Genomic DNA, 20174 nt, shown 5'->3' with positions numbered 1-20174 from the left:
CCGCCCAGCCTAGTGGCGCTCGGAGCGCGACGAACCTGGGACTCAGCCGACCGAGTAGTCGTGAGCCGGGATCCCCTCCCCCTTGCCGACGCGGCTGTGGCGGTAACCGAAGAGGAAGTAGATCAAGAAGCCCAGAGCCATCCAGATCAGGAATCGCAGCCAGGTCTCGGCCGTGAGGTTCAACATCAAGAAGACGCAGATCGCCGCCGACGCCCAGGGCAGCCACGGTGACAACGGCACCCGGAACGAGCGCTCCAGGTCGGGGCGACGCTTGCGCAGGATCGGGACCGCGATCGAGACCAGCGCGAACGCCGAGAGCGTCCCGATATTGACCATCTCTTCGAGCTTGCCGATCGGTGTCAGGGACGCCACCAGCGCCACCAGCGTGCCGATCACCAGCGTGATCGCCACCGGGGTGCCGGTCTTGGCGTTCACGTGTCCGAAACGGACCGGGAGCAGCCCGTCGCGGCTCATCGCGAACAGCACCCGCGTGGCGCCGATGATCAGCGTCATCACCACCGTGGTCAGACCGGCCACGGCACCGGTGGAGATCAAGGTGGCGTACCCGTCCTTGCCCTGATCCACGAAGGCTGAAGCGAGGGCCGCATCGGGGTTGATGTCCTTGTAGTTGACCATCCCGGTGATGACCAGCGCGACGGCCATATAGAGGATCGTGCAGATCACCAGCGACCAGATGATGCCCTTGGGCAGGTCCTTCTGCGGGTTGGCCGCCTCCTCGGCCGTGGTGGCGACCACGTCGAAGCCGATATAGGCGAAGAAGACCAACGAGGCCGCGAACATCACGCCTGCCACTCCGAAGACGCTCGGGGCTCCGGTGACGATCTGCAGGAGCGGAGTGTGCAGCCAGCCGTTCGCGGTCTGACCGGGTTCGGACTTCGGCACGAAGGGCGTGTAGTTGTCGGTGTTGATGTAGGCCAGGCCGGCGAAGATCACGAAGAGCACGATGAAGAGCTTGATCGCGACCAGGACCAGATTGACGCGCATCGACTCCTTGATGCCGACCGCCACGAGGATCGTGAGGACGACGACCAGCAGGAAGGCAGCCAGGTTGAAGGTGTCGCCATAGCCCAGGTGCTCGGGCCAGGTGATGCCGATCTCGCTCAGGAACAGTTCGAAGTACGACGCCCAGCCCTGCGCCACGACCGAGGCGCCCAGGAGCAACTCCAAGATCAGATCCCAGCCGATGATCCACGCGATCAACTCGCCCATGGTGGCGTACGAGAACGTGTAGGCCGAGCCGGAGACCGGCACGGTCGAGGCGAACTCGGCGTAGCACAGTGCCGCCAGTGCGCAGCACAACGCGGCGATCACGAAGGAGAACACCACGGCAGGACCGGCGTACGCGTGGGCCACCTTGCCGGTCAGCGTGAAGATGCCCGCACCGATGATCACGCCGATACCGAAAAGCGTGAGGTCCAGCGCGGTCAGGCTGCGCTTGAGTTTGAACTCCGGGTCTTCGGTATCCGCCAGGGAGTGTTCGATCGATTTGGTGCGGAAGACGTCCATTCCGCTGACTTTAGGGGTTACCAATCGGTGCGCCAGGCCGGCCCCTCAACTGCGGACAGGCTGACCGGTTTCGACCCCGGCGGTGGCCAGTTCTTCGACGATGCCACGGGCGATCGACTGCGCGGTCAGACCGATGCGTTCCAGGATCGCCGCGCGCTTGGCGTGGTCCAAGAACTCCTGTGGGACACCGTGCAGGCGTACGGGAGTGGTGACGTCCTCGGCGTTGAGGGTCTGCAGCAGCGCCGCACCACAGCCCCCGGCGATGCCGTTGTCCTCCAGGTGCACGACCAGGCGGTGGTCGCGGGCGAGATCGACCAGCGCGGGGTCGACCGGCTTGACCCAGCGCGGGTCGACGACGGTGCACCCGATGCCCTGGTCGGCCAACCGCTGTCCGACATCAACGGCGGTCTCGGCCATCGAACCGACCCCGACGAGCAGCACGTCCTTGGTGCCCTGCCGCATCAGCACGTCGCAGCCACCCGCCTTGCTCACGGCCTCGATGTCCTCGGGCGGCGGCCCCTTGGGGAACCGTACGACCGTCGGCGCATCGGCGACTTCGACCGCCTCGCCGAGCAGTTCGCGAAGCCGCGCGGCATCACGCGGCGCGGCGATCCGAAGACCGGGAACGACCTGCATGATCGACATGTCCCACATGCCGTTGTGGCTCGCCCCGTCGTCACCGGTCACACCGGCACGGTCGAGCACGAACGTCACACCGCACTTGTGCAGCGCGACATCCATCAGCACCTGGTCGAAGGCACGGTTGAGGAACGTCGCATAGATCGCCACCACCGGGTGCAGTCCACCCATGGCGAGCCCGGCTGCGGACGTGGCCGCGTGCTGCTCGGCGATGCCGACGTCGAACGTACGGCGTGGGAACGCGGCCTGGAAGTGGTGCAGGCCGACGGGGTGCATCATCGCGGCGGTGATGGCCACGACGTCTGGTCGACGACGACCGATCGCCACCATCTCCTCGGCGAAGACGTCGGTCCAGATCCGACCGGTCGGGAACTCCTCACCCGTCTCGATGTCGAAAGGCCTGGGGCTGTGGAACTGGTCGGCCTCGTGGAGCATCGCGGCGTCGTACCCGAAGCCCTTCTTGGTCAACGCGTGCACGATCACGGGGCCGTTGAAGCGCTTGGCCTGGGTGAGCACCTGCTCCATCGCGGCAAGGTCGTGGCCGTCGACCGGACCGACGTACTTCAGGCCGAGGTCCTCGAAGAGGCCCTGCGGCGCGAGCGCGTCCTTCATGCCCTTCTTCATGGCGTGCAGCGCGTCATAGGCCGCGGGTCCGACCCCGGGCACCGCGTTCAGGCGGCGCTTGACCGTGTCGAGCACCTGCTCATAGCGCGGGTTGGTGCGCAGCGTCGTCAGCGCCGTGGCCAGACCGCCGATGGTCGGCGTGTAGGACCGTTCGTTGTCGTTGACCACGATCACCAGGCGGCTGTCCTTGGCGATCGCGATGTTGTTGAGCGCCTCCCAGGCCATGCCGCCGGTGAGCGCGCCGTCACCGATCACGGCCACGACGTGGCGGTCCTCGCCGCGCACGGCGTACGCCTTGGCCAGGCCGTCGGCGTACGACAACGCGGTCGACGCGTGGGAGTTCTCGACGATGTCGTGCTCGGATTCGGCTTGGCTGGGATAGCCGCTGACGCCGCCCTCTTGACGCAAGGTGGAGAAGTCCTGATAGCGGCCGGTGAGCAGTTTGTGGACATAGGACTGGTGGCCGGTGTCGAGCACGATTCGATCCCGAGGGGAGTCGAAGACCCGGTGGATGGCCAGGGTCAATTCGACCACGCCGAGGTTCGGTCCCAGGTGTCCACCTGTGCGAGCGACGGTGGTGACCAGGGTGTCGCGGATCTCGGCGGCAAGTGCCGTCAACTGGTCGCCGGAGAGCCCACGCAGATCGCGTGGACCGGTGATCGACGCAAGTTGGCCCATGGCGCGAAAGTCTACCGACGAGTCACCACGAGACGAAGATGCCGCATGTCAGGGCAGGTCCACATAGGCGACCGCCGGCTCGTGGAGGCTGCCCAGCCAGACCCGGCCCTCGTCCTCACGGACCCCGGTCGCCATGTGGTATCCGTCGGCGGGCAGGTCGAGGTCGTGGACGAGTCGGCCACCGTCGTCGTACGCCTGCACGCGCACCGTGCGTTTGGGTTTGGGCTGGAGCGCCTCGGGGATCCGGGTGACTGCCTTGCGTACGGCCAACGGCGCGGTGCCAAGTCGCTCCACCACGGGGTCGGTCGGCGAGGCGATCGTGATCCAGACCAGCCCGTCCGAACCTCGGGCGATGTTGTCGGGGTAGCCGGGCAGGTCGGTCACCAGATCGTCGCGGCGTCCAGTCCGCTCCCCCGTCAGCCAATGTCGACCGATACGCCGTCCTCTCGTCTCGGCGAAGGCGACGTACGACTCGTCGGCGGCCAGCGCGACGCCGTTGGCGAATGCCAAGCCCGTATGCAGGACGGCGATGTTCCCGTCCGCGTCGCGGCGCAGCAGTCGGCCCGTACGCGTGTCCTGGACGAAGTCGTCCTTCCACTGCTGGATGCCGAAGTGGGCCGACGAATCGGTGAAATAGATAGTGCTGTCCTCGGCCACCGCCGCGTTGTTGCAAAAGCGCATTGGCACGCCGTCGACGCTCGACGCCACCGCGGTGATCGAGCCGGTGCCAGGCGCCATCAGCAACAGTCCGCGGTGGGCGTCGCAGATCAGCAGGTCATCGCCGTACGCCTCGATGCCGAGAGGGCGCCCGGCGGTGTGCCCGACTCGGCTGGCACCGGGGCGGCGGGGATCGATCCGCCAGATGCTGCCGTCCTCGGTGCCGGTGTAGACGCAGCCGTCGAGGACCAGTACGTCCTCGGCTCCGTGCGCGGGGACGGGTAGGACGGTCGGTGATTTCCGCATGGACTGACTTTGGCCCTCTCACGCGCTCAAGGGAAGAGCAAAATCCATTTCTCGAACGTCTGTTCGATATACTGGGTGGATGACTGCCTTCGCGCCGCCCGGATGGCCCAGCGCCGTACGCCCTCCCGACGCCCCCGACTGGGAGCGCACCGCGGTCAACTGGCTCTTCGACATCTGCCCGCCGGAATACCGCTCGTACGCCGGACTGCGCCGCCACATCCTGGTGCTCGCGCGCTTCGCCGTGCTGCATGTCGAGGCGTCACAGGCGGCCTGTCGGCGCGGACTCAGTGAGGCGCGATCGGACCTGCGTGACCTGGCCGGTTATGACGTCATCGACGCGGCGCTGGAGTGCTTGCGAAGCGAGGACGCTCGCCTGCTGGGGCTACGCCGTGAGGTTGGTCTGGTCGAGGAAGCACTGCGTGGACGCCGCTACGTGGCGAAGTTGTGAGTCTTAGGCCGCATCGCCGTCAGGTCCGGGTTCGGTCAGCCCGCCCTCGCACGAGGCAAAGGGCTCAGGCGACGTGTGGCCGTCGGCATACTCGGCAAGGAAGGTCGCCAAGGCAGGATCGTCGGGGCCGTTCAGGACCAACTGACGACCCCACACAGTGACGACCAGGTCATCGTCCTGCTCCGGCAGAGGCGAGATGATCTGTTTGCTGGGCAGTTGCGAGGACAACTCGTCGATCTCGCGTGCGTCCAGGAACCCCGGGCGATAGGTCAGCCACACCGTGCCGTGCTCAAGTGAGTGCACGGCGTTCTCGCTCGGGATCGGATCGTCGAAGACCCCGCAGTCCCACCAGCGCTGCGCATGCGGTCCACCCGCAGGCGGCAAGTTCGGATAGTCAATCGGGCCGGACTGATGGGTGGTGTCGGTGAATTCGAACTCGCGCACCGAATGCAGAGTGCCTTCCGGCGCCTGTCGAAGCATCATCACCACCGCGCCGGTCACCCCCAGCAGAGCCAACACCGCGGCCAGCCCCAGCACGATCCACTGCGTGGTGGCCGATCCGTTTCCTCTGGTCGTCATCGAGCCTGGTCTTTCAACAAGGCTCGCACCGTTTCCGCATGTGCCGCCAGCTGAACTTCCGGGGTAGGGGGCAGCATGTCGGTCCAGGCGGCCAGATTGGAGCCGCGCAATTGGAGCACACCCAGCGGTCGGGCGAGCAACGACACCGAAAGGTGTCCCCCGCCGTTCTCCCACTTGTTGACGTGGACGTTGCCGATGTCGTCCAGCGCCTTCAGCGCCTGATAGGTACGCCGGACCAGCCGACCGAGTTCGGTGTCGCTGGACTCGTCGAGGTCGTCGAATGTCTCGTGCCGGCGCGAGACCACGTTGGCCACGAAGGGCAGGTTGCAGCCGCCAGGCCTGATCACCGCAAGCCTTTCGCCGACGAACAGGACAAGGTCGTCGCGAGCCAGCGCCTTGCAGGTGCCGCAGGCCTCGGGTGTGCGGGTGCGATCGGGCTCAGGCACTTCATACTCGGTCAGGGGACGCGCGCGCAGACCGTCTACCTCGTACGGAAACACCTCCCACTGGGCCATGCCGCCGATCGGCAGCCGCCCTTCGGCGTCCGCGTGGCGTCGAGCCCGCTCCAGGAAGTCACTCATGCCACGACCCGTACCTCTCCTCTTGATCGGCGAGCAGCGGATCCTGCAGGCCGACGGCGCCGTGGCGCCACCAGACGTCGGGGTAGACCAGCGTCCCGACCGCCTCATCCCACGCGGGCAGCACGGCGACCTGGAAGGCCGCCTTCGGGATCCGCAGCGAGGGAGGGCGAAAGCCCAGAGCCGCTGCCGACTCGAAGCCGCGTGCGCCGTAGAAGTCGGGTGAACCCTCCAGGAACACCAGCGGCACTCCACCCGCCTCGGCGAACGTCAGCGCCTGCGCAATCAGGGCGGTGCCGATGCCCTGGCGTTCCCGAGAGGGCACCGTGGACAGCGGGCTGAGCAGCCAGACGTCGCGGGGGCCCTGGCGAGTGTCGAGCCAGGCATGACTCAACCCGACGTGGCCCACGATCTGCCCGTCAGCCTCGGCCACGATCGAGGCACGGGTCAAACCCCCGATCTCGAGATCGCCCAGGATCCGTACGATCGTCTCGCCCTCGTCACCGAACGCGGCGCGAACGACCTCGCGGATCTGGTCGTCATCGCTCGGCGTCGCAACCCGCAGGTTCAAGGCGTTCATCGGGCGCACGCGATCACAGTCACGCTCGCACGCTAGCAGCGAGCACACGACCGGCCCTGCCCGCACGAAGGCGGGTCGAAGGTGATCCGATTCCTCGGCTCCCGCGGCGCTGTGTCCCCGTGAGGTCCCTTCGACCCGCCTGGTGCGATCTTGCTCGGTCAGCCCTTCAACAGGTTGCGCAGCACGTACTGCATGATCCCGCCGTTGCGGTAGTAGTTGGCCTCACCGGGGGTGTCGATGCGTACGACCGCGTCGAACTCCACGTTGCCAGCCTTCACCTTCACCGTCTTGGGCGTCGTGCCGTCGTTGAGCGCCGTGATGCCGGAGATCGAGAACTCCTCCTCGCCGGTCAAGCCGAGCGATTCAGCCGTCTCGCCTGCCGGGAACTGCAGCGGGATGACACCCATCCCGATCAGGTTGGAGCGGTGGATGCGTTCGTACGACTCCGCGATCACGGCCTGCACGCCGAGCAGCGCGGTGCCCTTGGCAGCCCAGTCACGCGAAGAACCCGAGCCGTACTCCTTGCCCGCCAACACGACCAACGGGATGCCTGCGGCCTGGTAGTGCTCGCTGGCCTCGAAGACGCTGGTCACCTCGCCCTCGGCGGTGAAGTCGCGCGTGACACCACCCTCGGTGCCCGGCGCAAGCTGGTTGCGCAGGCGGATGTTGGCGAAGGTGCCGCGGATCATCACCTCGTGGTTGCCACGACGCGAGCCGTACGAGTTGAAGTCGCGCCGCTCGACACCGTGCTCGGAGAGATAACGACCGGCCGGGCTGTCAGCCTTGATCGCACCCGCGGGGCTGATGTGGTCGGTGGTCACCGAGTCGCCGAGCTTGAGCAGCACCCGCGCACCGGCGATGTCCTCGACCGGCTCCGGGTTCTCCGGCATGCCGTCGAAGTAGGGCGCCTTGCGGACGTACGTGGAGTCCTCGTCCCACGCGAAGGTGTCCCCTTCTGGGGTCGGCAAGGACTTCCACCGCTCATCACCGGAGAACACGTCGGCGTAGTCACCGGCGAACATCTCCGAGGTGATCGCGCTCGCGATGGTCTCCTCGATCTCCTGCGGAGACGGCCAGATGTCCTTGAGGAACACGTCGTTGCCATCCGTGTCTTGCCCCAGCGGGTCGTCGAACAGGTCGACGGTCATCGAGCCGGCGAGGGCGTACGCCACCACGAGCGGCGGTGACGCGAGGTAGTTCATCTTGATGTCGGGGTTGATCCGACCCTCGAAGTTGCGGTTGCCCGAGAGCACGCTGGTCACGGCCAGGTCGGCTTCGTTCACGGCCTTCGACACCTCGGGGATGATCGGGCCGGAGTTGCCGATGCAGGTGGTGCAGCCATAGCCGACGAGGTTGAAACCCAGCTTGTCGAGGTACGGCGTCAGGCCGGCCTTCTCGTAGTAATCGGACACCACCTTGGAGCCCGGCGCCAGGGTGGTCTTGACCCAGGGCTTGCGCTGCAGACCCTTCTCGACCGCCTTCTTGGCCAACAGCGCCGCCCCGATCATCACGCTCGGGTTGGAGGTGTTGGTGCAACTGGTGATCGCCGCGATGGTGACGTGCCCGTGCTTGATCTCATGGCTGGCGCCGTCGATCTCGGCGGTCGCGCTCGCCTCGGGGTTGTCGGTGTAGTCGGCCAGTGCCTTCGCGAACTCGTCGGCGGCCTTGCTGACCTCGACGCGGTCCTGCGGACGTTTCGGTCCGGCGAGGCTCGGCACCACGGTCGAGACATCGAGTTCGAGCTTCTCGGAGTAGCGCGGTTCGGCCGCCGGGTCGTGCCACAGACCCTGCTCCTTGGCGTACGCCTCGACGAGCGCGAGCTGCTCGTCGCTGCGGCCGGTGAGCTTGAGGTAGTCGATCGTCTGCGCGTCGATCGGGAACACCGCGATGGTCGAGCCGAACTCCGGGCTCATGTTGCCGATCGTGGCGCGGTTGGCCAGCGGCAACGCGGAGACGCCCTCGCCGTAGAACTCGACGAACTTGCCCACGACCCCGTGCTTACGCAGCATCTCGGTGATCGTGAGCACGAGGTCGGTCGCGGTCGAGCCCTCGGGGAGCTCGCCGCTGAGCTTGAAGCCGACGACGCGCGGGATCAGCATGCTGACCGGCTGGCCGAGCATGGCGGCCTCGGCCTCGATGCCGCCCACGCCCCAGCCGACGACGCCGATGCCGTTGACCATGGTGGTGTGGGAGTCGGTGCCGACGCAGGTGTCGGGGTACGCCACGCCGTCCTTGTCGAAGACCACGCGGGCGAGGTGCTCGATGTTGACCTGGTGCACGATGCCGGTGCCCGGCGGGACGACCTTGAAGTCGTCGAACGCCGTCTGGCCCCAACGCAGGAACTGGTAGCGCTCGCGGTTGCGCTCGTACTCGATCTCGACGTTGCGCTCGAAGGCGTCGGCGGTGCCGAAGACATCGGCGATCACGGAGTGGTCGATGACCATCTCGGCCGGGGCAAGCGGGTTGATCTTGGTGGCGTCGCCCCCAAGGTCGGCCATCGCCTCACGCATCGTGGCCAGGTCGACGACGCACGGAACACCGGTGAAGTCCTGCATGATCACGCGAGCAGGCGTGAACTGGATCTCCTGATCCGGCTCGGCATCGGCGTCCCAGCCGGCGATCGCCTTGATGTGGTCGGCGGTGATGTCGGCGCCGTCTTCGGTGCGCAGCAGGTTCTCCAGCAGCACCTTGAGGCTGAAGGGCAGGCTCTCGACATCGAGGCCCTCGCCCTTGACCGCGTCGAGGCGGTAGATCTCGTAGTCCTTGTCGCCGACCTTCAAGGCGCTCTTCGCGCCGAAGCTGTCCTGGCTGGCCATACCGTCTCCTCGTCTCAGGGGTTCATCGTCCATCTTGCCGTCGTGACGGTCACCCGGGGTAGTGAGGCGACCCTTAGCGTGCGGCAAAGTCTCTTGATATCAAGATAACACACGGCGTGGTCTGGCAGCCGCCTTCGGGCCGGTCGCGGCTCAGCCCACCGCGGCGGTGTCGCAGACGATCACGTCACCCACGCGTTCTTCGACGACCTCGCGGTCGCGCTCGGGAAAGCCGTCATCGGTGACCAGGACGTCGATGTCATCCAGCGAGGCCATCGACGACAGGCCTACGACCCCCCATTTCGAGGAGTCGGCGACGACGACGAGTTGGCGAGCGGCATGCACCATGGCCCGATTGATCTCGGCTTCCAGGAGATTGGGGGTCGAACACCCCGCCTCGGGGTGCAGTCCGTGCACCCCGAGGAACGCCAGATCCAGGTGCAACGACTCGACGGCGGCCGCGGCCAGCGGACCGACGAGGGCGTCGGAGGGCGTACGCATTCCACCGGTCAGCAGCGTGTTGATGCTGTGGCGCGCCCGCTCGTGCAAGACGTCGCTGACCCACACGGAGTTGGTCACCACCGTCAGGCCGGGGACGTCGGCCAGATAGCGCGCGAGCGCATGGGTAGTCGTGCCCGCCGACACCGCGATCGCCATCCCTGGGGCCACGAGTTCGACGGCGCGCGCCGCGATAGCTTCCTTCTCCATCAGATTGCGCGCGGCCTTGGCGGCGAACTCGGGCTCCGCCGTGGGGCGCTCACGCGCGAGCGGGTTGGTGAGCGTCCGCGCGCCACCGTGCACCTTCTCCAAGAGTCCGGCGCGCTGCATCGCGGTGAGGTCACGCCGGATCGTCATGTCGGAGACGCCCAGCTTCGCGCACAGGTCACTGACTCGGACGGTGCCGTGCTCGTCCAAGTCGGCCAGAATCTGGGTCCTGCGCTGCGAAGCCAGCATCATCGCGCCAGGCCCGCCTCCTCGCGGATCACCGCGACACCTCCTGCCGGAACCTGACCCTCGTACGGCGCATCCGAGATCAGATCGTGGCCAGATGATGCCACCGAGGCGACCTCGTCGGTGTGGTTGATCACGAACAGCCAGGACCCTCCGGGCCCGACCCGGCGTACGACCTCGACACCTGGCGTGGTCGCGACGACCGGCTCCACCTCAGCGTCAGCGACGATTCGAGTCATCAACGTGCCCATCGCCGCTGTGTCGAGTCTGGTGGCGACGTACCACGCCGAGCCGTCGCCGACCTGGTGTCGGGTGACGGCTGCTTTGCCAGGGACCGGCCCGTCGACGTATGACGACACCGCCTCTGCTCCGACAAGTTGCAGATCGTCGGTCCACACCGTGCCGATCGCGCCGTCGTCGAGGGTGACGCATTCGCCCTCACGCAGTGGCGTGAACTCCTCGATCCGGATGCCGAGAAGTTCGCGAAAGGCGCCGGGGTAGCCGCCGAGTCTGATGTGGTCGGACTCGTCGACGATGCCGGAGAAGTAGGTGACCACGACGGTGCCGCCGCGTTCGGCGACGGCGGCGATGTTGGCCGCGTCGGCGTCGGTGACCAGATAGAGCGTCGGGACGACCACGAGGTCGTAGCCGGACAGATCGGCGCTGGGATGGACGACATCGACACCGAGCCCCAGGTCGGTCAGGGCCGCATGGTAGGCCTCGGGCTGGTCGAGGTACGCCACGTCGGTCGAGGGGTGCGAGTCGAGTTCGGCGGCCCAGCGGGCCTGATAGTCCACCAGGATCGCGGCGCGGTTCGCGGTGGTGGCCCCGGCAACCTCCCTGAGCCGCCCGAGCACCGCTCCCAGTTCGCAGACTTCGCGCCACAGCCGGGTGTCGGTGCCGGCGTGCGGCACCAGGCCTGCGTGGTATTTCTCCGCACCGGCCTTGGATGCGCGCCACTGGAAGAACAACATCCCGTCCGCGCCGCGTCCCACGTGCTGCATGCTCGCGCGGAGCAACTCACCCGGAGTTTTGGCCACGTTGCGCGGCTGCCAGTTCACCGCCGAGGTCGAGGTCTCCATCAGCAGCCAGGGCTTGCCGCCCGCGGTGCCGCGCGTCTTGTCGGCCGAGAAGGCCAGTTCGCGCCAAGGCTGGGATTCGTGGGCCATCTGGTAGTGATCGTTGGACACGATGTCGAGTTCGCGACCCCAGCGGAAGTAGTCCATGTGCTCGGTGTGCCGCATGACCATGAAGTTGGTGGTCACCGGCACCCCCGGGCTCACCTCGTGCAGGATGTCGCGCTCCATCACGAACAACTCCAACAACGTGTCGGAGGAGAATCGCCGGAAGTCCAACTGGTGCGTCGGATTGGGGAAGTTGGGCGCGATTCGGGGCGGCAGAATCTCCTCCCAGTCGAAATAGCGCTGACTCCAGAACGCCGTACCCCATGCCTGGTTCAGCGTGTCGAGGTCGCCATAGCGTTCGCGCAACCAGGTGCGGAACGCCGCTGCGCTCACGTCGCAATAGCACAACGCGTTGTGACAGCCGATCTCGTTCGACACGTGCCACAGCACGACGCTCGGATGAGATCCGTACCGCTCCCCCATCGCTCGACACAGCGTCTGGGCCGCGTCGCGGTAGACCGGCGAATGCGGGCAGTAGTGCTGGCGGCCACCTGGCCACAACGTTCGGCCGTCGGCGGTGACGGGGAGCATCTCGGGGTGCGCTCGACTCAGCCACGGCGGCGGCGAGGCGGTCGCCGTGGCCAGGTCGACCGCCACTCCGGCACGGTGCAACCCCTCGATGACGTCGTCGAGCCACTCGAAGGTGAACGTGTCGGGATTGGGCTGAAGGTGCGCCCAGGAGAAGACGCCGACCGTCGCGAGATTGACGTGCGACTGCTGCATCAGGACGTGGTCCTCGGCCCACACCTCACGAGGCCACTGCTCGGGGTTGTAGTCGCCACCGTAGGCAAGAGCAGGGATGTTCATGCGCCACAATGTCCCTCCGGATCGACCCGGAAGTCAACATTCTCACCCATGACAAAGTGCCTGAAATTGTTGATATTGCCGTCGCATGGAAGTGCTTGACAGTGACCGGGCCCACGCGGTTCGATGCAAACAGTGTTTGTTTCTGTTCACTCTCCGCATACCAGGAGGACATGTCGTGACCACTCCCAGCCCCCTTACTCCTCAGCCGATTCCGGGTTCGGCGCTCGTCACCATGCGCGCCACGCGGCGTTCGCTCCTGCGCGGGGCCGGCATCGCGGGGCTGGCGCTTAGCTCCAGCAGCCTGCTGGCCGCCTGCGGCGGCGACAGCGGCGAAGGCTCGGGAGGTGGTTCCTTGAAGGTCGGCCTCAACGAAGCCGCCGGATCCGGGCCTGCGTACGACCGCGAGAAGGCGATCGTCGACGCCTACATCAAGAAGAGCGGCACCAAGGTCGCCATCAACGCCGTCGACCACAACACCTTCCAGGAGCAGGCCAACTCCTACCTCCAGGGCAACCCCGACGACGTCTTCACCTGGTTCGCCGGTTTCCGGATGGATCAGTTCGCGCAGTCCGGCCTGATCCGCGACGTCTCCGACGCGTGGCCCATCGACGGCCTCAACGACTCGTTCAAGGCGGCCGCGACCGCCAGCGACGGCAAGCAGTACTTCGTGCCGCGTGAGTATTACCCCTGGGCGGTCTTCTACAACAAGAAGGTCTGGGACCAGAAGGGCTACGCACCCCCGGCCACCTTCGACGAGTTCAAGACACTGATGTCGCAGATGAAGAAGGACGGGATCACCCCGTGGGCCTTCGGCGACAAGGACGGCTGGCCGGCAATGGGCACGTTCGACATCTTGAACATGCGGATCAACGGCTTCGACTTCCACATGAACCTGATGAAGGGCGAGGAGGCCTGGGACTCCAAGGAGGTCAAGAACGTCTTCGACACCTGGGCCGGCCTACTCGAGTTCAACCAGCCCGACCCGTTGGGCCGCACCTGGCAGGAAGCGGCTACCTCGATGGGCAAGGGCGAGTGCGGGATGTACCTGCTCGGCACCTTCGTCATCGATGCGGTGCCCGACCAGGTCAATGACATCGACATGTTCAACTTCCCCGAGCTCGACAGTGCCATCGGCGCAGGCGCCATCGACGCTCCTATCGACGGATGGTGTGTCTCGGCGGCGACCAAGAACGCCGACGGCGCCCTGGACATGATGAAGTGGCTGGGCACCACCGAGGCCGCGGACGCGATGAACTCGACCAAGGTCCCCGCGATCGCGGCCAACGAGAACGCCGCGACCGACAATTACTCCGCGCTGCAGAAGAAGTCGGTGGACCTGGTCGGTTCGGCTGAGAACATCGCGCAGTTCATGGACCGAGACACCCGCGCCGACTTCGCCTCGACAGTGATGATTCCTGCGATCCAGACCTTCTTGAAGGATCCCAAGGACATCGACGGTGTCTGCAAGAGCATCCAAGAGCAAAAGGTCTCCATCTTCGGCAGCTGAGCCGGAGCCGGTCATGTCGCAGACAGTCATCTCCGAAGACGAGGCCGAACGGGCAGGTTCGGCGCCCCGATCCCAACGCAGGCTCGGGGCGGCCGACCGCCTGACGGTCATCCTGTTCGTCCTGATTCCGACGATTCTGGTGGTCGGCCTCGTCTGGATCCCCGCCATCGGCAGCGTGGTGCTCTCCTTCGCCAACTGGAGCGGCCTGGGTGGATTCGACACGATCCAGTGGGTCGGCACCCGCAACTACGAGGACATCGTCTCGATCTATCCCCCGTTCTGGCCTGCGGTCCAGCACGGCCTGATCTGGCTGGCGTTCTTGTTCGTCGGTCCCACCGTGTTGGGGATCTTCCTCGCGGTCATCTTGGACCGCAACATGATCGGCAGTCGCTTCTATCAGACCGCGTTCTATCTGCCGGTCGTCTTGTCCCTGGCGCTGGTCGGCTTCATCTGGCAGCTCTTCTACAGCCGCGACCAAGGCCTGCTCAACCAGGTGATGGGCACTGAGATCGATTGGTACGGCGACCCGAGCATCAACCTGTGGGCCGTCCTGGTCGCGACCGCCTGGAGGCACACCGGCTACATCATGTTGATCTACCTGGCCGGGTTGAAAGGCATCGACGCCACGATGCGCGAGGCGGCGGCTGTCGATGGCGCCGGGGAGGTCAAGACCTTCTTTCACGTCATCTTCCCGATGATGCGTCCGATCAACCTGATCGTGCTGGTGATCGTGGTGATCGAGGCGTTGCGCGCCTTCGACCTGGTCTGGATCGTCAATCAGGGCCGCAACGGTTTGGAGGTCATCGCGGCGTTGGTCACCCAGAACGTGGTGGGTGAGGCGTCGCGGGTCGGCTTCGGATCGGCCCTGTCGGTGATCATGATGCTGATCTCGTCGGTCTTCATCACGATCTATCTGCGGATCGTGTTCAAGGAGGAGCGGCAGTGAGCGACCTGGTGGAGGCACCCGCTGGCAAGCAGCCCGAGCGGATGGAGGGCGGCGTACTCAACAAGCCCAGAGGGCGCATCGCCACGATCGCGATGGCGCTGCTGGCCTTGGCCTGGCTGTTCCCCCTGCTGTGGGCGATGCTCAACTCGTTTCGCGACTACAGCTACACCCAGGCAAACGGCTACCTGTCCTTCGGCGGCTGGACTGCCGAGAACTACGTCAACGCCTGGCAGCGCGGAAACTTCGGGCACTACTTCGTCAACTCGTTGATCATCACCTTGCCGGCGGTGATCTTGACGATCTTCCTGGCGTCGCTGATGGGCTTCGTCCTGGCGCGGTTCTCGTACCGGTTCAACCTCACGCTGCTGGGCATCTTCCTGGCCGCCAACCTGCTGCCTCCGCAGGCTCTGTTGATCCCGGTCTTCCGGCTGTATCGGATGATCCCGATGCCGCTGTGGATCAGCGACACCGGCAACCTGCTGGGGTCCTACCTGGGGCTGATCTTGATCAACGTGGCGTTCCAGCTCGGTTTCTGCACGTTCGTGTTGTCCAACTACATGAAGACCCTGCCGATGGAGATCTACGAGTCGGCGCAGTTGGACGGCGCTTCGGTCTTCCGGCAGTACTGGCAGATCACGATGCCGCTCGTACGTCCGGCGCTGGCCGCCTTGGCGACGCTGCAGGTGACCTGGATCTACAACGAGTTCTTCTGGGCGACGACACTCCTGGTGGGACGCAGCGACAAGTTCCCGATGCAGGCGGCGCTGGGCAACCTGCGTGGGCAGTTCTTCACCGATTACAACCTGCTGGCTGCCGGGTCGATCCTGGTCGCGCTCCCGGTTCTGATCGTGTTCTTCGTGCTCCAGAAGCAGTTCGTGAGTGGTCTGACCCTCGGCTCGACCAAGGGCTGAGCCGGCATGGTACGCCGAGCGCAGCGAGGTGTGCCGGCACGGATGAGAATGGTGCCGCCCGATCCACGCTAAGGAGCGCCATGAGCCACCTCGCTGACGAAGTCCTCGACCTTGCCCGCGGCCTGATCAGGATCGACACGACCAACGGCAACGAGACCGCGGCCGCCGAATACCTGGCCGACTATCTCGAAGGTGTCGGAGTCGAGTGCGAACTCGTCGCCCGTGATCCCGCGCGCGCCAATCTGCTGGCCAGACTGCCGGGTCGGTCTCGCGAGGGGTCACTGGCCTTCGTCGGCCACCTCGACGTGGTCCCCGCCGACGCTCGCGACTGGTCGCATCCGCCCTTCGCGGGCGTGGTCGACGACGACGGATTCCTCTTCGGTCGCGGTGCGGTCGACATGAAGAACGAGGTGGCCGCACGCTGCGTCGCCATGGCCGAATTGGCGCGATCCGGCTTCGTTCCTTCCGCCGATCTGTGGCTGGTGATGGTCGCCGACGAGGAGGACGGCAACGCCGACGTCGGCATGAGGTGGCTGCTGGAACAGCGGCCCGACTTCGCTCCGGCGTACGCCATCAACGAAGGCGGAGGACAGCGGCTCGAACTCTCCGACGGCCGTGCGATGCTGACTCTCGCGGTCGGCGAGAAGGGGACACTGCCTGCTCGTGTCGTCGCGGTCGGCGAAGCCGGTCACGCCTCGATGCCCACGATCGGCAACAACGCGGTGCCATTGCTGGGCGACCTGATCACGCGGATCGGCCAAGGGCTGGCAGCACCCGAGCCCTCTCCTCTGCTGGCTGCGTCCTTGGAGGCACTGCTTGGGCGGCCGATGGGCGACCTCGACGCGGACCTGGCCGCCGCAAGTGCCCTGCACCCGGCGCTGGAGCACAGCCTGCCGCCGCTGGTGGGCACCACGATGGCGCCGACCGTGTTGCACGGTTCGCCGGCTCGCAACGTGATGCCTGCGCGAGCCTGGGTCGAGCTCGACTGCCGGATCCTCCCGGGGGCCACGCGCGCCGAGGTGGAGCGAGTCGTACGCGATCGGCTGGGCGAGGGGCCGTACGACCTCGAGTTTCCCGAGGAGATCGTGCCCGGAAGCGCGTCGCCGGTCGACGGCGCCTTGGCACGAGTGGCTGCCGACGTAATGGCCGAACAGGATCCGGGCGCCTCGTTGTTGCCGTTGTTGTGCCCGGGCTACACCGACTCGTCCTATCTCAGGGCGGCGCGGTCGGACTGCGAGGCGTACGGCTTCTCACCCTTCCGGCACACTCCGGCGCACGTCATCGACGAGGGCTACCACAACGCCGACGAACGGGTGCACGTCGACGACCTGACGTTGGCGGCGCGGTTCCACGTCGAGTTGGCCCGGCGGATGCTCAGATAACGTCTTGACATCATTGGTTCGGGTCTTCGGCTGAGCCTGCCTTTCGCTGCCACGATCAAGCCGTGCTTCGACGTCTGGTCATCTTCCTTGCTATTGCCGCGGTTGCTCTCGCCGGCTGGTGGGTGCTGAGTTCGTGGGGTCGGACGCCGACCCCTTGGGGCTCGATCACCATCGACGGTCGAGACGTCACGGTCAGCTACACGGGCAGCGAATGTCGCGACGGCGCGGACCTGAGCTTCGACGAGTCGGCGACGCAGGTGGTGGTCACGGTGCACGAGACCGTACGCGCGATGTCGTGCAGCGACGTCGGGGTCTCGTACGACCTCAGCAGCCGCCTGCCCTCGCGTCTGAACGGGCGAGAGATCGTGGACGGCGCTTGCCTGGAGGAGCCGTGGAAGTCGCGTCCCGCGTGCGGGGTGAAGAGCGACGTGACGATCAAGTAGGTCAGCCGCTCGTGAGGAACGACAGCCGCACCTCGCGTTCAGGGTTGTCGACGTTGGTGTCGACCAGGCAGATGCTCTGCCAGGTGCCGAGCGCGAGACGTCCACCGATGACGGGGATGGTGGCGTACGGCGAGATCAGCGCCGGGAGCACATGATCGCGGCCGTGGCCCGGCGTACCGTGCCGGTGGCGCCATCGACCGTCGCGCGGCAACAGGTCCTCAAGTGCTGCCAGCAAGTCGTCATCGGAGCCAGCCCCGGTTTCGAGGATCGCAACCCCCGCGGTGGCATGCGGGACGAACACGTGCAGCAGGCCGTCACCGCGATCGGAGACGAACTCGGCGCAGTCGTGGGTGAGATCGAGGACGACCTCACTGGTCCCGGTGCGATAACGCCGAATCTCGCTGTCCATGTCAGCCAGTGTCTCCCAGCCAGTGTCCCTCAGCCAGTGTCCCTCAGCCAGCGTCCCTCAGTCAGTCTCCACGACGAACAAGTCGCCCGGCTGGCAACCGAGTGCGTCGCAGATCGCCGTAAGCGTGGAGAACCTGATCGCCTTGGCGCGCTGGTTCTTGAGCACGCTGAGGTTGACGTTCGTGACGCCGATCGTGTCGGCGAGCGCGGTCACGGTCATGCCGCGCTCGGCGAGCAGTTCGTCCAGACGACACACGATGCGGTGCGGCTCTTCGACAGGCACGTCAGACCAGCCCGTCCACATCGTCTTGGAGTTGCCCGCCGCGCAGGAATGCCTGGCTGATCGCCGCGATCAACATTCCGGCCGCGATGAAGCCGGCGTACGTCAGCGTCGCGCCGGGCGCGATGTCCATCCAGAAGCCACCATGGCCGTCCATCCCCGCGCTTCGCACGGCCGAGTCAGCCGCACTGTTGGCCACGAACGTGAGGACGGGAGCCAGCGTCAGCACTGCCGCCATCCGCCGCAGCAGGGTGACCGTGCGACCTCCGAACGGAGTGGGCGAGAGCATCAACCCGACCAGGCGCCAGACCAGCAGGCACATGACGACCGTGGCCGCAGTCACGACGATGCCGGGCAGCAGGTGCCAGAGCCAGGTACTGGGCGAGGCGTCCTGCAGCGTGATCGTGCCGGAGTCGACATACTCCCCCGTCGCACCCTCACTCAGGGCGGCGATCTTCGGCGGCGCGGTGTCGAGCCATGACACCGTACGACTCAATGCGTCACCCGAGAGCCACGTGACTGCTGGCACCACGAGAGCGCCCAGTGGGACGACCACGGCTGCGAGTCCGGCCAGGATCCGAACCCCAATGAGGTCGGTGCGATCGAAGGCGAACGGATCAGACGTCCGCTTCTTCGAGGTCCTTGCTGCTGCGTTCATGATCCCCGCTCCTTATCGAAACTCGATGTCACGAAGAACGATAATATCGTTTTTCGATAAGTCAAGGGTTGGGTGAACGAGTTACCGCGTCAGCAAGGCGATGCATTCCACGTGGTGCGTCATCGGGAAGAGGTCGTACGCCCGGATCTCCCGGGTGACATAGCCGAGTTCGGCGAAAGACTTGAGATCACGCGCGAGCGCAGCTGGATCACAGGCGACGTACGCCACCGCACGCGGCGCGCGGTCCACCACCTGCTCGACCACCGCTCGTTTGGCCCCGGTGCGCGGCGGATCGAGCACGACGATGTCGAAGGGCTCGTCATAACGTTGGCCGAGCACCTGCTCCACGTCACCGGCTGCGACGGACGTACTCCCGGCAGCACCCCGTGCGAGGTTGCCGCGCGCGTGTCCGGCGGCGATCCGATCGCCCTCGATCAATACGACTCGGGCATCCGGCCCGACCTCGTCGCCCAGGAACCGCGCGAACAGCCCGACTCCCCCGTAGAGATCGAGCACCGACTCCCCGAGTTTGGGACCCAGCATCTCGACTACGGCCTCGACCAACACTCGGGGGGCTTCCACGTGTGGCTGCCAGAACCCGTCGAGGGCGCGGGTGAATTCGTGCGTACGCCCGGCTGCGGTGACCGTCTCCACCTCACGGCCTGCACCCACCATCGGCTCAGCGGTGATCAGGCAGTCATCCACCTCGACGACCTGATGGGACCGGTACGCGCGCAGCCCGAGCCTGCCTTGGCCCAAGTGCACAAACCTGGTCCGACTGCGCCACCGCAGGCCGTCGTCTGGCCCCACGGTCTGCACGGTCAAGCCAGTGACGAGCGGATCGTCGGCCGACATGCCAGCCAAGCGAACCAGTTGCTCGCGTACGACCATCGTCTTCCAGTCGAGTTGACCCGAGCGCGACACATGCTGCAGATCGCAACCGCCGCACCCGCCCGGCCCGGCGTACTCACACGGCGCGCTCACGCGCGCGGCGGACGGCTCCAGGATCTCGACCGCGTTACCTCGCCAGAATCGATCGCGTTCGGTGCCTTCGGTGATCTCCACGACCGCACGCTCACCCGGCAGCGCATGGCGTACGAAGACCACGCGGTCTCGAAGCGTTCGTGACCCCTCGACGGAATCTTGTGACTCCTCGACGCGGGCGACGCAGTGGCCACCGTGCGCCACCGGGCCGACCACGACCTCGAAACGCTGCCCGACTGCGGAGGCACCCCGTGGCCGCCGAGGACGGTTGCGTCGCGCCACGC

General features: G+C 66.2%; 19 protein-coding genes. 6 read left to right on the top strand and 13 right to left on the bottom strand.

Annotation, left to right across the window (positions count from 1 at the left end; all coding sequences use genetic code 11):
• Positions 1–42 precede the first annotated feature (42 nt).
• The 3 genes from V9G04_06390 to V9G04_06380 are packed head-to-tail and all read right to left on the bottom strand — an operon-like array spanning position 43 to position 4431.
• On the bottom strand, positions 43–1527 hold the full coding sequence (locus V9G04_06390; GenBank protein MEI2712922.1) for an amino acid permease: 1485 nt from the start codon (positions 1525–1527) through the stop codon (positions 43–45).
• Between the two features lie 45 nt (positions 1528–1572).
• The gene (gene dxs, locus V9G04_06385) at positions 1573–3468 is read right to left on the bottom strand and encodes a 1-deoxy-D-xylulose-5-phosphate synthase (GenBank protein MEI2712921.1); all 1896 of its coding nucleotides are present in this window, start codon (positions 3466–3468) and stop codon (positions 1573–1575) included.
• A gap of 48 nt (positions 3469–3516) precedes the next feature.
• Complete coding sequence (locus V9G04_06380; GenBank protein MEI2712920.1) at positions 3517–4431, bottom strand: SMP-30/gluconolactonase/LRE family protein; 915 nt, start codon at positions 4429–4431, stop codon at positions 3517–3519.
• A 79-nt stretch (positions 4432–4510) separates the two neighbouring features.
• Here V9G04_06380 and V9G04_06375 point away from each other — a divergent pair, with 79 nt between their 5' ends.
• A complete protein-coding gene (locus V9G04_06375) occupies positions 4511–4879 on the top strand; it encodes a hypothetical protein (protein MEI2712919.1) in 369 nt (122 codons plus the stop codon).
• Positions 4880–4882: 3 nt separating this feature from the next.
• On the opposite strand, the gene V9G04_06370 is transcribed toward V9G04_06375, so the two are convergent.
• From V9G04_06370 to V9G04_06345, 6 genes are all read right to left on the bottom strand, one after another.
• Positions 4883–5458 (bottom strand): DUF3105 domain-containing protein, encoded by a 576-nt coding sequence (locus tag V9G04_06370; protein MEI2712918.1) that lies wholly within the window; start codon positions 5456–5458, stop codon positions 4883–4885.
• Entirely contained in the window at positions 5455–6039 is a 585-nt protein-coding gene (locus tag V9G04_06365) for a hypothetical protein (protein MEI2712917.1), read from the bottom strand. The genes V9G04_06370 and V9G04_06365 overlap by 4 nt, the downstream gene beginning before the upstream one ends.
• Positions 6032–6616, bottom strand: a complete 585-nt coding sequence (locus V9G04_06360; protein ID MEI2712916.1) for an N-acetyltransferase — start codon at positions 6614–6616, stop codon at positions 6032–6034. Before V9G04_06360 ends, V9G04_06365 begins: the two co-directional genes overlap by 8 nt.
• A gap of 158 nt (positions 6617–6774) precedes the next feature.
• Positions 6775–9432 (bottom strand): aconitate hydratase AcnA, encoded by a 2658-nt coding sequence (gene acnA / locus V9G04_06355; GenBank protein MEI2712915.1) that lies wholly within the window; start codon positions 9430–9432, stop codon positions 6775–6777.
• Positions 9433–9582: 150 nt separating this feature from the next.
• Positions 9583–10386 carry a DeoR/GlpR family DNA-binding transcription regulator gene (locus V9G04_06350; GenBank protein ID MEI2712914.1) on the bottom strand — a complete coding sequence of 268 codons (804 nt, stop codon included), beginning with the start codon at positions 10384–10386 and terminating at the stop codon, positions 9583–9585.
• Positions 10383–12371, bottom strand: coding sequence for a beta-galactosidase (locus V9G04_06345; GenBank protein ID MEI2712913.1), 1989 nt, complete (start codon positions 12369–12371; stop codon positions 10383–10385). The genes V9G04_06350 and V9G04_06345 overlap by 4 nt, the downstream gene beginning before the upstream one ends.
• Positions 12372–12546: 175 nt before the next feature.
• On the opposite strand from V9G04_06345, the gene V9G04_06340 reads away from it, so the two are divergent.
• The 5 genes from V9G04_06340 (at position 12547) to V9G04_06320 (ending at position 17560) form a co-directional block, all read left to right on the top strand.
• The gene (locus tag V9G04_06340; GenBank protein ID MEI2712912.1) at positions 12547–13878 is read left to right on the top strand and encodes a hypothetical protein; all 1332 of its coding nucleotides are present in this window, start codon (positions 12547–12549) and stop codon (positions 13876–13878) included.
• A gap of 13 nt (positions 13879–13891) precedes the next feature.
• Positions 13892–14824 carry a sugar ABC transporter permease gene (locus V9G04_06335; protein ID MEI2712911.1) on the top strand — a complete coding sequence of 311 codons (933 nt, stop codon included), beginning with the start codon at positions 13892–13894 and terminating at the stop codon, positions 14822–14824.
• Complete coding sequence (locus tag V9G04_06330) at positions 14821–15735, top strand: carbohydrate ABC transporter permease (GenBank protein MEI2712910.1); 915 nt, start codon at positions 14821–14823, stop codon at positions 15733–15735. Before V9G04_06335 ends, V9G04_06330 begins: the two co-directional genes overlap by 4 nt.
• A gap of 80 nt (positions 15736–15815) precedes the next feature.
• On the top strand, positions 15816–17117 hold the full coding sequence (locus V9G04_06325; protein MEI2712909.1) for a M20/M25/M40 family metallo-hydrolase: 1302 nt from the start codon (positions 15816–15818) through the stop codon (positions 17115–17117).
• Positions 17118–17179: 62 nt separating this feature from the next.
• On the top strand, positions 17180–17560 hold the full coding sequence (locus V9G04_06320; protein ID MEI2712908.1) for a hypothetical protein: 381 nt from the start codon (positions 17180–17182) through the stop codon (positions 17558–17560).
• Position 17561: 1 nt separating this feature from the next.
• Here V9G04_06320 and V9G04_06315 read toward each other — a convergent pair whose 3' ends face one another.
• The 4 genes from V9G04_06315 to V9G04_06300 all read right to left on the bottom strand — a co-directional run bounded on the left by V9G04_06315 (position 17562) and on the right by V9G04_06300 (position 20172).
• The gene (locus V9G04_06315) at positions 17562–17969 is read right to left on the bottom strand and encodes a YjbQ family protein (protein ID MEI2712907.1); all 408 of its coding nucleotides are present in this window, start codon (positions 17967–17969) and stop codon (positions 17562–17564) included.
• 57 nt (positions 17970–18026) lie between these two features.
• Positions 18027–18251 (bottom strand): helix-turn-helix transcriptional regulator, encoded by a 225-nt coding sequence (locus tag V9G04_06310; protein MEI2712906.1) that lies wholly within the window; start codon positions 18249–18251, stop codon positions 18027–18029.
• Between the two features lies 1 nt (position 18252).
• The gene (locus tag V9G04_06305) at positions 18253–18906 is read right to left on the bottom strand and encodes a hypothetical protein (GenBank protein ID MEI2712905.1); all 654 of its coding nucleotides are present in this window, start codon (positions 18904–18906) and stop codon (positions 18253–18255) included.
• Positions 18907–18987: 81 nt separating this feature from the next.
• Entirely contained in the window at positions 18988–20172 is a 1185-nt protein-coding gene (locus V9G04_06300; protein MEI2712904.1) for a TRAM domain-containing protein, read from the bottom strand.
• Between the last annotated feature and the right edge of the window lie 2 nt (positions 20173–20174).

This window comes from Nocardioides sp. (genome assembly GCA_037045645.1).
Taxonomy (GTDB): domain Bacteria; phylum Actinomycetota; class Actinomycetes; order Propionibacteriales; family Nocardioidaceae; genus Nocardioides.
Note: the sequence above shows the minus strand (reverse complement) of the source record. Positions and strands in the feature narration are given on the sequence as shown.

Coding starts and splice junctions, on each gene's coding strand:
- V9G04_06365 (MEI2712917.1), bottom strand. CDS start 6,039: ATGAGTGACTTCCTGGAGCGGGCTCGACGCCACGCGGACGCCGAAGGG.
- V9G04_06350 (MEI2712914.1), bottom strand. CDS start 10,386: ATGATGCTGGCTTCGCAGCGCAGGACCCAGATTCTGGCCGACTTGGAC.
- V9G04_06360 (MEI2712916.1), bottom strand. CDS start 6,616: ATGAACGCCTTGAACCTGCGGGTTGCGACGCCGAGCGATGACGACCAG.
- V9G04_06315 (MEI2712907.1), bottom strand. CDS start 17,969: ATGGACAGCGAGATTCGGCGTTATCGCACCGGGACCAGTGAGGTCGTC.
- V9G04_06335 (MEI2712911.1), top strand. CDS start 13,892: ATGTCGCAGACAGTCATCTCCGAAGACGAGGCCGAACGGGCAGGTTCG.
- V9G04_06390 (MEI2712922.1), bottom strand. CDS start 1,527: ATGGACGTCTTCCGCACCAAATCGATCGAACACTCCCTGGCGGATACC.
- V9G04_06345 (MEI2712913.1), bottom strand. CDS start 12,371: ATGAACATCCCTGCTCTTGCCTACGGTGGCGACTACAACCCCGAGCAG.
- dxs (MEI2712921.1), bottom strand. CDS start 3,468: ATGGGCCAACTTGCGTCGATCACCGGTCCACGCGATCTGCGTGGGCTC.
- V9G04_06380 (MEI2712920.1), bottom strand. CDS start 4,431: ATGCGGAAATCACCGACCGTCCTACCCGTCCCCGCGCACGGAGCCGAG.
- acnA (MEI2712915.1), bottom strand. CDS start 9,432: ATGGCCAGCCAGGACAGCTTCGGCGCGAAGAGCGCCTTGAAGGTCGGC.
- V9G04_06375 (MEI2712919.1), top strand. CDS start 4,511: ATGACTGCCTTCGCGCCGCCCGGATGGCCCAGCGCCGTACGCCCTCCC.
- V9G04_06325 (MEI2712909.1), top strand. CDS start 15,816: ATGAGCCACCTCGCTGACGAAGTCCTCGACCTTGCCCGCGGCCTGATC.
- V9G04_06305 (MEI2712905.1), bottom strand. CDS start 18,906: ATGAACGCAGCAGCAAGGACCTCGAAGAAGCGGACGTCTGATCCGTTC.
- V9G04_06370 (MEI2712918.1), bottom strand. CDS start 5,458: ATGACGACCAGAGGAAACGGATCGGCCACCACGCAGTGGATCGTGCTG.